The 13,580-nt window shown below is 53.6% G+C and carries 11 protein-coding genes; 6 read left to right on the forward strand and 5 right to left on the reverse strand.

Translation table 11 applies throughout. The annotated features are described in order from the left end of the window. The first annotated feature begins 667 nt into the window (after positions 1–667). From BUC04_RS07580 to BUC04_RS07595, 4 genes are all read left to right on the forward strand, one after another. The gene (locus BUC04_RS07580; protein WP_067665570.1) at positions 668–2,002 is read left to right on the forward strand and encodes a ParA family protein; all 1,335 of its coding nucleotides are present in this window, start codon (positions 668–670) and stop codon (positions 2,000–2,002) included. A gap of 11 nt (positions 2,003–2,013) precedes the next feature. Beyond that, complete coding sequence (locus tag BUC04_RS07585; protein WP_143165585.1) at positions 2,014–3,189, forward strand: ParB N-terminal domain-containing protein; 1,176 nt, start codon at positions 2,014–2,016, stop codon at positions 3,187–3,189. Positions 3,190–3,429: 240 nt separating this feature from the next. After that, entirely contained in the window at positions 3,430–4,545 is a 1,116-nt protein-coding gene (gene ftsZ, locus BUC04_RS07590; protein ID WP_067665575.1) for a cell division protein FtsZ, read from the forward strand. 73 nt (positions 4,546–4,618) lie between these two features. After that, positions 4,619–5,014, forward strand: coding sequence for a TraR/DksA family transcriptional regulator (locus BUC04_RS07595; RefSeq protein ID WP_067665578.1), 396 nt, complete (start codon positions 4,619–4,621; stop codon positions 5,012–5,014). Between the two features lie 31 nt (positions 5,015–5,045). Here the strand turns inward: BUC04_RS07595 and BUC04_RS07600 are convergent, their stop codons facing one another. Then, positions 5,046–6,098 (reverse strand): thioredoxin fold domain-containing protein, encoded by a 1,053-nt coding sequence (locus BUC04_RS07600; protein ID WP_067665581.1) that lies wholly within the window; start codon positions 6,096–6,098, stop codon positions 5,046–5,048. A gap of 96 nt (positions 6,099–6,194) precedes the next feature. On the opposite strand from BUC04_RS07600, the gene BUC04_RS07605 reads away from it, so the two are divergent. After that, entirely contained in the window at positions 6,195–7,523 is a 1,329-nt protein-coding gene (locus tag BUC04_RS07605) for a hypothetical protein (protein WP_067665583.1), read from the forward strand. A 37-nt stretch (positions 7,524–7,560) separates the two neighbouring features. Here BUC04_RS07605 and BUC04_RS07610 read toward each other — a convergent pair whose 3' ends face one another. Continuing rightward, the gene (locus BUC04_RS07610) at positions 7,561–8,340 is read right to left on the reverse strand and encodes a hypothetical protein (protein ID WP_067665586.1); all 780 of its coding nucleotides are present in this window, start codon (positions 8,338–8,340) and stop codon (positions 7,561–7,563) included. Between the two features lie 287 nt (positions 8,341–8,627). Here BUC04_RS07610 and BUC04_RS07615 point away from each other — a divergent pair, with 287 nt between their 5' ends. Then, positions 8,628–10,685 (forward strand): ATP-dependent DNA helicase, encoded by a 2,058-nt coding sequence (locus BUC04_RS07615; RefSeq protein WP_159437668.1) that lies wholly within the window; start codon positions 8,628–8,630, stop codon positions 10,683–10,685. 18 nt (positions 10,686–10,703) lie between these two features. On the opposite strand, the gene BUC04_RS07620 is transcribed toward BUC04_RS07615, so the two are convergent. The 3 genes from BUC04_RS07620 to BUC04_RS23580 form a co-directional block, all read right to left on the reverse strand. Beyond that, positions 10,704–11,426 (reverse strand): hypothetical protein, encoded by a 723-nt coding sequence (locus BUC04_RS07620; protein ID WP_067665591.1) that lies wholly within the window; start codon positions 11,424–11,426, stop codon positions 10,704–10,706. A 65-nt stretch (positions 11,427–11,491) separates the two neighbouring features. After that, positions 11,492–12,094: a hypothetical protein gene (locus BUC04_RS07625; protein ID WP_067665594.1), complete on the reverse strand. Its 603-nt coding sequence runs from the start codon at positions 12,092–12,094 to the stop codon at positions 11,492–11,494. Positions 12,095–12,097: 3 nt separating this feature from the next. Then, positions 12,098–13,174, reverse strand: a complete 1,077-nt coding sequence (locus BUC04_RS23580; protein WP_143165586.1) for a hypothetical protein — start codon at positions 13,172–13,174, stop codon at positions 12,098–12,100. Positions 13,175–13,580 lie beyond the last annotated feature (406 nt).

Genomic DNA, 13,580 nt, shown 5'->3' on the forward strand with positions numbered 1-13,580 from the left:
GAGCGGGGCAGGTGTATCGGTTCGATACAGGTTGGGGCAGGGCAGCAGTATCGGTTCGATACAGGGTGAGGAGTTGGGCTAGTGTGTCGGTTCGTTACGGGCTGAGGAGTAGGGCTAGTGTATCGGTTCGATACAGGCTGAGGAGTGGGGCTGGTGTATCGATCCGATACGAGCGATGAGAAGGGCCTGGCTATATCAGTAAGGCACAGTGGTCCTCTTTATCGATTCGATACTTCTGGCCTTCGGGGCTGGAGCCGAAAAGAACGGCTCGGCGTAGTTAGTAGGACGGTGTATCGAATCGATACAGCCATCGTGTGTTTGGGCCTGGCCCTGCAACAAGCCAGCATTACATCGAAACGTGTGAAGCCCTGTAGGTGAATGGCAATGAGCGCAGGGAATTCGTAGCTTGTGAGGGTCGATAAATCTTAGAGCTTGAAATCTTCTGCGTTGCTTTTGAGAAGAGTCTTATTTGATTTGCTACGGGCTGGGGCGGGCAAGAAAATAGTGGTGATTAGGAGTGGGGGTGGGGGAGTGGTACCCCGACCGGATCTGGATATTAGGAAGGCATAGTTGCAACTAATGTGAGAAAGATCAGCATCTTCGCTTGATGACTCTCGGAGACACTGGTATCTTGCTCATCAGAATCACGTAATGATAAGGGATTTTGATGAAGAACTTGCTTACCAGCTTACTGGGTATTGAAGAAAAGACGGGTGATTTCCAAGAATGTACTTATGACAAGACTCGTTGGGAAGGTGACCCGATATTTGAGATTGGTGGGAAGTTTTGCATAAAAGACAACCTTGTCAGGCTTACCCTGAAGGAAGTCAGTGCATTAATCTCAGTGTCAGAAGTTGATATCAAAAATGCACTTAAAGCTGGTGATATTGATGCTAGTTCCAAGCAAGCCGGCGCGCGAACGGACCGTTTGTTTAACTCTTGGCAAATTTGGCAGGCGCGACAACACTTTTCTGCGTACCCCAAATTGGATCGGGTGGCTGGTGAAGTTGGCCGAGTGATGGCCGTCCTTGGACCCAAGGGCGGGGCGGGGAAAACTACACTCACAACAACTTCCGGTGTTTACGCAGCAAAAATGGGTTTCAAGGTCGTGCTTGTGGACTTCGATCCTCAGGGATCCACAACTGAGCAAACATTTGGTGAAGGCGAAGAACTGCTGTACGACATAGTCCAAAGTGGAAAAGAAAACATTGGGACGCTTCTATGGCCTGAACAGGAAGGCGAGAAGAAGATGTCTGATAAAGAGTATTCTGACTTCCTAGATAGCGAGTTAGAGCAATACTTCCTAAGACTAACCTCCTGGCCGAATCTTCGAGTAATCGCAGCATCAAGAGGAATGGAGTCCTTAATGGTTCCTCGTCCCGGTTACCCTGTTGTCTACTCGACAGACCTAATCCGCCGAATCAACATGATCGCCAGAAAGCTGAAGGATGACCTGGGCTACGATTATATCGTGATGGATACTCCACCATCTTTTACAAACATCCCAGGCCTCTCAGTGATGTCAGCTGACACCATTACTATTGCAGCAAACCCTGACGGCTGGAACTTCTCATCGATCGCAGAGTTTTGCCTGATCAATCGCCAGCAGGTTGAGGCATTCATGAAACAAAATGTCTTGGAAGAGGGGGCTGACGTGATTAGCACGAAACTGGTAATCACGAATTTTGATAGTGGTCACAACGACAAGACGGTAGTAGGCGACATGGAAAAGCTCTTTAAGAAGAATGAGTACCATAAGCCTTACATGCTGCGTTCACAGTGTGTGAAGGCTGCGCATGAAAATCGGCTAAACATCTTTGAGCTTCCAGTTAAGCATAGTGAGGTGTTTGGAACTAAGGCATCTGTTTCTCGCGCCATTGAGAATTGTGAAGATCTTTTCATGGGCATTTTTAAAGAGGGAATTGAGGAGCTTTGGCCATCATTTAGCAGATTAGGTCATGACGGTAAGAAAACAGGCAAAAACGGTAAGTATCCGGGTTAATGGGGGGTGTTATGAGTGAACAAGGACAAAACAGCAGAAGCAAAGATTTTGAAGGCCGTAACGCCCGGAGGCCGGCCCGCCGTGGCAGTGGAGGCGGTGGGGTAACTGTCTTAGCAGGGCAAGCCCAACAGGAAAACCTCGACAAAATACAAAACCTCCAACAGCAAGTCGATGAGTTGCAGAGGGAGAATGAAAGGCACGCTAAGCCTATCAAAGTGCGATTGAAAGATGGGGTAGAGTTTGAGTATTTTGAGGGCGTTGTTACTGACGTGCCGCTTGAACTCATCTCGAAGGTTGTTACTCCTGATTGCCCAAACCGGTCGGAGGCATACTGGGTTAAGGCTAGAGCAGATGAGCACAGTACGTTTAACATTAACAAACGTTCAATGGAGCAAAGTAATCGTAATGACAAGCCCATTGATCTAAACGTAACGGATCCTGATGAAAACGGGATTAGTGAGCTACAGTTGATTGCCGGTGAAAACCGATTTGAGATTGCCAAAGACCTAAATTGGAAACATATTCGGGCCTTGATTGAGCGGGTAAATAACGCAAAAGAGTTCCGAAAGAAGCGAGAGGTCGAGAACAGTCAAGAAGGATTGTCCGAATGGGACCGCGGGGTTCAGCAAAGGGCGATGATTGATAACGACTACAATGGCGTGATTGCTGATTACTTGAAGGATCATAAGACCGGTGATGCGGACATCCGGACCTACATGCCGCTTGTTCAAGATCACAAAGGACTGTTCGAGCAGGATCTGCCTGGTCTTCAAACCGTCAAGCGGTACCGCTTTCGCGGGCTCGTCAAAAAAATTGAGGATGTGGGTGGTCCAGAGGCGCTGAGTTCCTTCATCAGCGAGGTTTGTAAACTCAAACCCGGCCTTGACCCTCATGATTCTGGCGATGCTATGAAGATTCTTGAGACAGCTGTGAAGGGCCAGGCTGGTATCGAGAAGCTGAAGGGCTCAGGTGTAGAGACGCCCAAGTCACCTGGTGCTCCAAAGCGAAAGAAACTGAAGGGCAAGGAAGTTTGGACTTCGGAGAGTTTGCATACCGGTGATGAGCCCATCCGCATGCTCGAGCAATCCGATGAGTCTGTAATCTTGCACATCCCGGAGGGGAACGGTGCCTTGGCTTCGAAGATCAAAGCATTCCTCAACGCCGCACAGTCGGATGACGTTGAGTAAGAAAGGAAAATAGCAAAAGGCGCCCATGAGGCGCCTTTTTTGTATATAAGTCCGCAGGGTGTTACGTAAGTATTATTATATATATTTGCGGCCCATGGCGGTATTAGAAGGCGCCCAGTGTTGCTTGAAGTTGTTATTATCGCCACTTACTATGAGTTCAAACTGATAAGCCAAACCATGGTCGTGGGTTCGCCATAGCCATATCTGAGTTGGCAAGACAACGTTCTCAGGTGGTATGCAATGTTCGAGATTCAAAACGACGAAACAGTACACGACTCCAGGATTAAGGTCGTTGGCGTTGGCGGTGCGGGTAACAACGCGCTCGGCCATATGGTGGCAGAGAAAATCCATGGTGTGACCTTCAGTGCTATCAACACAGACAACCAGGTGCTTACCAAATGCCAGGTGGACAATCGTGTGCTGATTGGCCAGCAGACTACCCGTGGCCGCGGGGCAGGGTGCAACCCGGATGTGGGTAAGATCGCCGCTGAAGAGAACCGCGATGAGATCGAGCGTCAACTAGAGGGCGCGTCGATGGTCTTCATTGCGGCTGGCATGGGTGGTGGTACCGGTACAGGCGCTGCTCCGGTTGTGGCCAAGCTGGCTCGTGAAAAGAACATTCTGACTGTGGCTGTTGTTACCAAACCGTTCAGCTTTGAAGGCGATGAAAAGCGCCAGTTGGCTGAAGAAGGCCTGCGTAAGCTGGGCGAGGTGGTCGACTCTCTTATCGTGCTGCCTAACGACAAGATCATGAAAGTGATGGATAAGAAGTGCACCCTGGTGGACGCATTCAAAGAGGCTAACAGCGTTCTTTGTGGTGCGGTCACCGGCATTTCCGACCTGGTTACCCGGACCGGTTTCATGAACGTCGACTTTTCCGACGTAAAAACCGTCATGACCAAGTATGGGATGAGCATGATGGGGACCGGATACGCAAGCGGCGAGGATCGGGCCCGACTCGCGTGCCAGGCAGCAATTAGCAGCCCTCTGCTGGAAGACGTTGATCTCAGCGGGGCGAAGGGGGTTCTGGTCAATATCACATGTCGTGACTTGGGGCTGATGGAGTTCGATGAGATCGGCCAGATGATCCGAGAGAAGGCTGACAGGAATGCTACTATCAAAATTGGCTCTGTTGTTAGTGACGACCTCGAAGATGAAGACGGGCTGAAGGTAACCGTGGTGGCAACCGGGCTCGAATCTCCGTATCGCAAGTCGTTGACGATGGAAGAGCATCCGGATGTATCGCTGGAGAGCAGAGGGGCCATGACAGCAACACGTCAGGGCCAGGGCGTTGAAAAGCCCTCTGTGATGCCTGATATACCAGGCCCGTCATTCCTGAAGAGTCAGCGCCCGTAGAGGTGCAGAGAATCCAGCAAGATGGGGCCCAGAGGGCCCCAGATTTAAAAGAACAATAATAACGGTAGTTAGGATGAATCCGACAGACATTGAATCGCACCTGAGCGCTGATCAGGTGCGTATTATTTATAGCGATTTGCAAAACATCATCACCTCCGGCCAGAACCGGGTGAAGGTGCTAGAAGGCATTTTTACGCAGATCGACGGTTCTTTCTCGGATGCGGTGGATGCGGCTGATGCAAACAATCAGCGCACAGAGACCCTGGCAGACATTGATCGAGAAAAGCAGGCAATCCGGGCGGCTCAGCGAGCGCTAGGCCGTATCGATGAGTTGGGGGAGCTGGGCTATTGTTCGGAGTGCGATGTCGACATCCCGTTTAAGCGGCTTAAGATCGCGCCCACGACCACGCTTTGTGTCGACTGTAAGCAGGCACAAGAGAAGTTCCAGCGAATACATCGACACGCATAGGAAAGGGGCCCATGGGGCCCCTTTTTTTCGGCTATAGCACCTTGGCTAGGAAGTCCCTCAGGTTTCGATAGCCTGAGAACACCTGGCCCTCTGAGGTGAATACTGTTGGCGTCCCATACCTGGGTACACCAAACACCTGGCCTAGCCATTGGTGTTGATGGATAGGGTTGGGATGACGTTGTTGCCTGACGTCCTCAGGAAGGCTCTCACAGGCATGGTTCAACCGGGTGTTACGGTACAGGGCATTCAGGCCAGCTGTTTGATCTGGTGCACACCAGGCGCTGAGCATTTGCTGATTTTCGTCTGCATGTCCGCTGCGGGGGTAGAACAGCATTTTGACAGTTACACCCGCAGCCGTGATCTTGTCCAAGTCAGCGTGGAGCCTCCTGCAGTAGCCGCAAGTGTGGCTATGGAAAACGGCAACCTGAGCTTTCTCCTCACCGACTGCTGGGTAGGTGACAACCCAGCTGTCATCCAGCTTGGAGAAGAGGGACTGTACTTGGACTTCAGTCTCGGATTTGGAAAGAACACTGCCATCGGGTGCGAACCCAATCTTGGGGATAGCAGTGAGGTTTTCCTTTGGAGCTGGTTTCAGCTTTTCCACGGCTGATTTGGGGTCGATCTGGGGAGCCGTTCGAATGGAGGCAATCTGCTCAGCAACTCGTTGGTTCGGCGCCTGGTTTGCTGGAATCTGATTAATGCCTGCTTCGCGTATCGGCAGTTTCACGGCTTCGCCTGGGGAGCGGTACTTTGCCATGGCATTAAACCTTGCCATTTCACCTAGCGCTGGGGCCGATAGGTTTCGCCCAGTGGAAAGAGCTTGGGCATGGCCCCAGATCCCGATGGTGTTGCTTTGGTCGAGGTAGACAACCCCTTTGTCAGTTGCCACCTCCGTCAGCCCAAAGGGGGTATTGCGAACACCAATGATGACCACTGGGTAAGCCTCTAGGGCTTCTTTGATTTCTACCGGTGCTGGTTCAAGCACTGCAGAGAGCGGTTCAGGATCACTCGATTTCGTACCGAAGTGTCCAGCTGCCACGCCGGCTGCAAAGCACGACAGCCAAATAAGATCTTTCTTTGTCATAATTGTCCTGTAACGAAGCGGGAACTGCGGCCACCTGACGGGATGCCAGGAGACTGCTTCATCCAATAATTATATTGCCTGGGCTGGGTAGGTTTGATGTTTTATCAGCTAGTGGAGTTGCCTTCGTTGTTCGCGGATAGCCTGACTGATTTGCAGGACGGCGCCGTGGAGTTGACGTGGGAGGGTTTGATCGAGCGTTTTTCATCAAGTGTGCCTCTGAAGGAAAAGAAAGCCGGCTCTGTGTTTCTCCCCATCGCCTTGGTCGATGTTCTGGTCCCGCAGGATAGGCCCTCAGGCGATGGGGTGACCTACCGGCACGAGGGCAATGTGTCGGCGATGACGATGTTGGTATTGGATCTCGATGAGCCTGGCGCGTTGGAAAGAGCCAACAAGGTTCTGGGCCGGTATCAACGCCTGCTGTACTCAACCTTCTCCAGAACGACCGAAAGTCCGGACAAGTACCGTTTGGTCCTGCCGTTGTCTGCCCCGGTTGAGGCGGGCAGGTGGCAGACACTCTATGCAGGGGTCGCTGCAGAAATCGGCTCAGATACCAGTTGCGGCAACCTGTCTCGCTCGTACTTCTTGCCGAGCCACCAGGAGGCCAGTTCGATACCGCCGGTTTTCGAGGTATTTGACGGTGAGGTGCTGTCTCCAGATGCCTTGTCCAGTTTCAAGCGCATAAAGACCCCCTCTGGACGCCCCAGAAAGGTCAGGAGAGATTCCGGCGTCATAATGCACCCATCTATGACGATTGTCCCCAGACGGCTTTACAGGGCTTCTGAGGCTGGTTGGGACAAAGAATCAATGCAGAGACGTCACGCAAGCAGGATTGAGGCGATGGCCGAGTCTGGTCATCGTCATGCGTTTGCGTTGGGTGTGACTGGCGCTGAGGTAGACCGATTCGGTAAGGACGTTGATTGGCAGTCGGTTGTGAGTTTCCTTTACGACATGGCGCAGGTGCACTCGGGTAGGCCACTATGGCTGGGGGACACGCCCAAGGAATTGCCTGGCATGGTCACCAGTGCGTATCGGAAGTTTGGGGCCAATCTCAGTGCTGCAGAGCGCAAAAAGCTGACCTCGGAATTAGTTGATCTAATGAAAACGGCCACGGCAACCGGGAGGGCGGGGCAGGAGTATCCTTATGGCGCTGCAGGAGAGGGTCAAAGCGTATTGCCTGATAGGTCCCCACTTAGCCGCCGCTGGGCTTGGCTTATTAAGCTTGCGGTTGATGGTGGGGCAGGGTGCTTAGACCTAATGGTACAAAGCGAATTTGGCTGGCATAACGAACCGCTGCTGGCCGGTGACTTTGAGCAGGCGATACTCGGAGTGTTGGGGCAGGTCGACGGGGGTGCCCTTATTAGCAGCCAGGCTTGGCAATACTTGGTCTCGAAGGGTCGGCGGAAAGGTCAGTTGGTCGAGAGCTAAGAAACGGCGCCCTTGGGCGCCGTTTTTGATTGATGCTTTAGAAGAATGAGAGGTGTTTTAGCTTCTTCCATTGTCGGGCGAAGAAGCCGGTCTCCTTCCGGACGCGGCTCTCTGCTTCCTTGTAGCCAAGTTGGCTGGCGTAGGCATAAAGCCGTTGTGCTTCTGGGCGGTTCTCAGGGAGGACCCAGCCCTCGTGAAGCAGGTCGCCTAGGATCACCATGGCTGAGGGCTTTCCTGACCGGACGTCTTCAGTGATTTGATCCAGGGTGAGCCCGTATGGGATCCGGGTTTTTTCAGAAACGTACTTGCGAGCCGGCGGGTACTGTTCACCAGCCAGTCGGCGCATTTCCACGATTCCTTGTACACGGTAGGCACCGGGGACCCTCTCTTCGGTATGGTTCAGGGCGGTAAAGAATCGCGCTGGGGTGTACCCGTGATCAGCAAGGCGTTTAGCGAGCTTTAGTCCATCGCGTTGTTTCCGGGATCCGTGCCAGTCGAGCTCATCGGTAAATGACTTCATGCCTAATAGCTCAAGCGATTCACGCTCCACTGTGGGTTTGTGGTTCGCCCTGATGAGCTTGGCTTTGATGCCGTTGGCCTTGTGGGGTGTCGCGAGGGGGCTTAGGTCATCCCGGTGCATGAGGTAGATCGCATACAGCGCATCCATGTCACCTTCGTCTGCAGCTCGTTGCAGGTTGGCCACTCCCATGTAGGTTGATACCGCCGTCTGGAAGTGGGACTCAGAGGTGGCGGGTTCGGCTGATAATGGCGTGGTTACTACCAGCGCACCAAAAATCAGGGCGTGCAGAACTTTCATTACAGCTCCTGGAAAACAAAATTAAGGACATCAACATACCTCAGTCTACCCCAGCTTGAGGCGGATATGGTGCCGGTGTGTTGGCGTTGGGTTTGAGAACATGGCCAAGGTGTATAATTAAAGGGTCGACCCCATGAGATTGAACAATGATTACTGCTAGAGCAAGATTTCAGATCATCCGCGAACGCTCATCTAAAAAAGATCCTACTCGAAAGGTGCTAACGCTAAGGGTGGCCAACCCAAACGCTTTGGATGGCAACGTAAAGGACCTCTCTGGTGACATCACTATGTTCATCGACAAGGGGAAGGGGTGGCAAAAGTACCACTATATCGAGTTTGCTGGTGCTCTGGCTGAGGGAGACGGAGGGTACACCGCGACGCCGGAATCTGCGCAGCTAACCTTTGGGGCGGGGCTCGGTTACAAAATTGAATACCTCGAGGGTATAGTCTTCCGCCGCAACCGAAAACTAAACCGAATCGGCAAGGGCTTCTTCGGTTTCATGCCAGGCAACTTCAATGCCTATCTCGATGCAGAAGACTTTGATGGGCTGCAGAAAATCAGTGGTTTGCCGGTGAAGCATATCCGTGAGGTGGCGAAAGCGGTTAGCGACAACGCAGAGCAGGCAGAACTCTATGCCCACATGAGGCAGGCAGGGATCTCAACTAAGTTGGCCGGTAAGCTGATCAATAGCTGGTCCAAAGAGGACATCTTGGATGCCGTTGAAAACCCGCTGTTGCTTGCCCCGCTAAAAGACGCGACATTGGAAGATTATCTGCCTGCTCTAGTGCGAGACGGCATGGACATGAGGCCTGACGATCCAAGAATTGCTCGGCTTTCTATAGCCGAGTGCGTCAGTGTTCTGCAGGCGGATGGTTCTACCGCCGTAAGCGAGCGGCGTGTCCTAAACGCAGTAACAAAGCAGTGCCCAAGCTTGGATAAAGATGAGATTCGCAGCATGCTGCAGAGCAGGGGCGGCGTCGCAGGCTTCCGGACTGTAAGGGGTGAATCAGGGAAGTCAGTCGTTAGCCGGATAATGGTTCAGGAGCAAGAGCAGCAATTGGTTTCCGCGGTTACAGAGCGCAACAAAAAGCTTGGCCTCTCTGACAGGGCAAGGGCGTCAATCAGCAGGAGTGCCGGTGAAGACCCCTCTTTGCGAGAGGCACTGGGTTGCGCCGTTGGGCAGGGGATCTCGCTATGGAATGTGTCTGGTCCGGGTGCATTACCCAGAGCTATCGTCGCTTTGAAGCAAATTGCTGAGGACGTTGGGGCTGGCCCGGTAGAGGTGGTGTCACCTTTGAAGCCAACCGTCGGAAAACTTGCTAGAGATGTTGATGGCTTGCACGTTACTAGCCCGCATTCCAGGTTGTTGTGGCGACCAGGCATGGGGCACGGCCACAGGTACCGGAAGGACGCTAAGGTTCAAGAATCCGGGGTCCTTATCGTCACGGACAGCAATGCCCTGACAACACCTCAGTTGACAGCTTTGCTTGAAACTGTAGGGCCTAGTTGTAGGGTGGTCCTAGCAGGTGATGAGCACGGGCTCGGGCCGGTATCTCCTGGCCGGCCATTCAAGGCAATGGTGCAGCGCTCAGGCTTGCCCTCCTCTAAACTCGAAGAACCGGCCAGGCCAGAGGCATCATCTGGGCTTACCCGGGTTGAGCAAGATCTAAGAGCCGGTGGTGGGTTGCCAGGTGCTGATCTTCCAGGTTGCACGTGGAACAACGAGTATCAAGACACCAAAATCCGAGATGGTGTGATCAAGGCTTTAAAGGAGCAGGTTGCAGCGGATGGCAATGTTCTGGGCTCTCACATCATTGTTCCCCAGAATATGGGGAGTGTCGGCCAGGCATCACTTAACCGTGAGGCGCAGAAGGTCATCAATCCCAACGGCGAAGACTTGTTGCTTATTGACGGTAAGAGGGTCATGGCCAAGGCTGGGGACCCGGTCTACTGCATTCGAAGCAACAAAGAAACCGGCATCACTTTTGGCGAGAAGTGGGAACTGCTTCGGGCTACCGGGGATGGGGATACATACTTGCTGGGCGATGGTAACAGGCGGATTGAGATCCCGGGTAAAGTGCTGGCCTCGGCATTCCAGCTTGGTTACGCAACCACACCACACCGCTTCGCCGGAAATCAGGTCGATAACGTGATGCTTGCCGTTCACGCTCAGCACTCTGATTCCTTCAACCGAGGAGTGCTGTGTTCAGTAGTATCCGGGGCGAGAAAAAGCCTAAGGGTGATCGGCTCTCAGAATGTCATTGAGCGGTTGATTTCAGAGAAGTCCAATCTCACAGACGGCTTGAGCTTTGGGGTGGGGCAGGCAGGGCTCACGCCAGCCTAACGTAGGCTGGCGCAGGGTTCAGCTGAAGGCGAGCAGGGCACCAACCAGGACGAACATGCCACCAAGAGCGTAAAGCAGTTGCTTGCGCTCTTTGCTTAGGGATTGTGCTTTGTCGCGGTAGTTCCGACCAACCTCTTTCAGGCGGCCGATCCGCAGTTGATCACGGGCATAGACGCCCTCGAGCTCATTGATGGTGTTGTTAGCATCCTTCAGTTCAGTCTCAAAGTGCTTGGCCAGGTCCAGAGCTTCGGCTTCACGGGCAGTCGCAGTGGGCTTCTCAGCAAGTTTGATTCTTAGAAGCCCATTTTCCTTTGCAAAATTGTCTCGCTGCTGGCGTAGGTGCCCTTGCACAACAGAGTGAAACTCCTGTGCATCTAGCGGGGGCCTTTTTAAAGTGCGACACACGTCGCGGTACAGGGCCATCACTTGTTTTGCCTCGGTAGCGGCAACGTGGAAGCGTAGTTGGATACTGCGCGCCTCAGCCAGCCGGCTGAATTCTTTCCAGTCAATCCCAAGGCAGTGCTCAACAAAGCCCTTCAGGGTGCTGTAACCAAGGCGCCTTGCATCAGCCTTCTTGTGGGTGATGTGGGTCGTATGACGGTGAAGGGCGGCGCCAGGTGGAACCCGGGTGGCCTCAGACACGATGTCAGGTAGGGTCTTCCAATCCGCGGACTGTGCAGCCTCGCGGAGAGATTCCCGTGTGGGGGTATTGTCTGTCACAAGTGCAATATTGGCAGCCATAGCGATAGGTTCTTTTTGATTGATGTTACCAAAGCGATGCGGTGCGCTGTGGGGAATTTGACCACTTAATTATGAGCGTCAGATATGTACCCACTGACATCCACTGCTTGCCTGATCCGGTCTTTCCAGTAGTCGCGAGCGAAACTGCCCTGCAGGCACAGCTTAGGATCGAAGGGCACGCCGTGCCGCTGATGGAGCTTTACGTGCTCCGCTTCGGTGATCTCAAGGTAGGGGGCGTTGCTTGAATCGGAAAGTCTGCAAACCCTCATTGGGACACCATCCTGACCAATGGGCGGAAGCCCCATCACCATCCTGGCTTCAGAGCCTACTGGCTCACTATGCTCGCTGGTGTCGATGGATTCGAAGACATACTCAAGATCGCCCAGGAAGAGGGATCTTGAGCGCGGGTTTGGCTCAGGCCAGTGCGAGAGCGTCAGGTCCAAGCTGCCAGTGGATCGAAACACCAGGATCTCTCGCCACTGTGCATGGCTGTTGAGGCGATGTGCCCAGTACGCAGGGTCACTCTTCGTTAGGCTGTTGAGCAGTGTGACTGCTGCGTCGGTGGCCAACTGATCCGTTACGGCTTCTGAGACCGCGGTCAGTTCCGGGGATTGACTGGGGCTAGGCAGCGCCAGACTTGCTGCGAGGATGAGTTGGTTAACCTGCATGTGTTACCTCAATTTAAAAAAGACACTGCCTGGGGCGACTTGGTAGCGCACTTTCGAAGGCCAGCTCTTCCGAATGTTCTGCAGAGCTAGTTTGACGTCGGATTCTGTCGCCAACCGTGTGCTTAAGCCGCGGGCGCCTGTTATGGCCTGCGCTATGTGCAGATGGCTCAGGGTCTGCTCTTTACGGCCAAAGAAGGGCCCGAGAGCACCGACAACGGAGCGAAGGACTGCCTCGAGGTCATAGACCTGTGGGTGCGCTTCCTGCCCCGATGCTTGTGCTTGATACAGACAATGATAAATCAGCTCATCAGGAACTTTGGTACCCAATGCCGCTTGCTTAATCAGATCGCTGGCGCGCAATAAAGCGACCAGGTTGGCTTCCCGGGCTGCGATGGCAGGGCTTCTGAACTGAGCAAGAATGCTGGTGTCATTGGTGCCTGGCCAGAGCTTGCCTACCATCACTTCCTGTGTATGTTCACGGGATCCCGCGCCTGAAATTTTTTGCGTCAAGACACCTGGGTGGTTTGGCTTTACCGCGGGCTTGAAGCTCATGCGATGCTCCTCACCAAGTGATGGTTCGGCAATGGAGTCAACACGCAGAACAGCTGGATAGACGCCCTGGTCGTCAGGATCGTTGAAGACACTCAGGTTATGCGAAAACAGTGGCGGGACGCATTTGATGACAGATCCATTGTCCAGAGACAGGTCACCATCGCCATTGATTGTGGTTACCGTGTGATCGCCAACCCTGGCGCCCGGGGAGACCTGTAATCCGTGTAAGTGCGGTTCTCTAGCGGATAGGCGGTATTCGCCTTGCTTGGAGCGAGAGGGAACCGCGACGACATCACTCGTAACGTTGGGGCCAAGTGGAACCAGTTTGGTGATCCCAGGTAAAGCTGCTGCCACGCTCGAAACAATCACTGCTTTGCCGGCTAAAGCCGATCTTTGGGTTCGGAGGTTGGTAACCTTGATCCCAGAGGGCTCTTGGCGTTCAGCCCGTAACGAGCTTGAGAAGTGCCGCCAACTCGGCGGGATGGTTGTAAACGCTCTTGCCAGCAGTTTCTCGCTGAGTGGTTTCAATGGTCTGCGCCTGTATCCGTCGGTGCAATTATCGTATCAAAGGTGGTGATATTAATGCGGATAAGTCCACATGCTGGTCTGTGCCCTGGCCTGGGATTATCTGGTGGCGGCGCTGATGGTGAGCTCCATCTGTGCCAGGCGGTCTCTGCGTTGGTGGGGGCCGAGTCGTTTGAGCTGGTTCGATCAGGTCCTGCCGCTGCCGGGGAGCAGGAGCCGGTTTTCGATCTGTTGGTCACCGCGGTGCCAGAGGTAGCGGCGAACGTGACTGTCGACGTGTGGTACATGGACGGCGCTGATGTCCGGGAGATCCCCAGGTTGAGTGGTGAAAAGGTTGCTCTGCAACTTGAGCTCGCAGTTTCTGCATATCGTCACAGCGAAGGAGAAGAGCCGCCTATCGGTCCGCAGA

Source organism: Ferrimonas marina (genome assembly GCF_900129905.1).
GTDB classification, from domain to species: Bacteria; Pseudomonadota; Gammaproteobacteria; order Enterobacterales; family Shewanellaceae; genus Ferrimonas; species Ferrimonas marina.

Bases quoted from the DNA above. Each gene is read 5' to 3' on its own strand.
- BUC04_RS07600 (WP_067665581.1), bottom strand. From the start codon at position 6,098: ATGACAAAGAAAGATCTTATTTGGCTGTCGTGCTTTGCAGCCGGCGTG.
- BUC04_RS07615 (WP_159437668.1), top strand. From the start codon at position 8,628: ATGTTCATCGACAAGGGGAAGGGGTGGCAAAAGTACCACTATATCGAG.
- BUC04_RS07620 (WP_067665591.1), bottom strand. From the start codon at position 11,426: ATGGCTGCCAATATTGCACTTGTGACAGACAATACCCCCACACGGGAA.
- BUC04_RS07595 (WP_067665578.1), top strand. From the start codon at position 4,619: ATGAATCCGACAGACATTGAATCGCACCTGAGCGCTGATCAGGTGCGT.
- BUC04_RS07605 (WP_067665583.1), top strand. From the start codon at position 6,195: ATGTTTTATCAGCTAGTGGAGTTGCCTTCGTTGTTCGCGGATAGCCTG.
- ftsZ (WP_067665575.1), top strand. From the start codon at position 3,430: ATGTTCGAGATTCAAAACGACGAAACAGTACACGACTCCAGGATTAAG.
- BUC04_RS07585 (WP_143165585.1), top strand. From the start codon at position 2,014: ATGAGTGAACAAGGACAAAACAGCAGAAGCAAAGATTTTGAAGGCCGT.
- BUC04_RS07580 (WP_067665570.1), top strand. From the start codon at position 668: ATGAAGAACTTGCTTACCAGCTTACTGGGTATTGAAGAAAAGACGGGT.
- BUC04_RS07610 (WP_067665586.1), bottom strand. From the start codon at position 8,340: ATGAAAGTTCTGCACGCCCTGATTTTTGGTGCGCTGGTAGTAACCACG.
- BUC04_RS07625 (WP_067665594.1), bottom strand. From the start codon at position 12,094: ATGCAGGTTAACCAACTCATCCTCGCAGCAAGTCTGGCGCTGCCTAGC.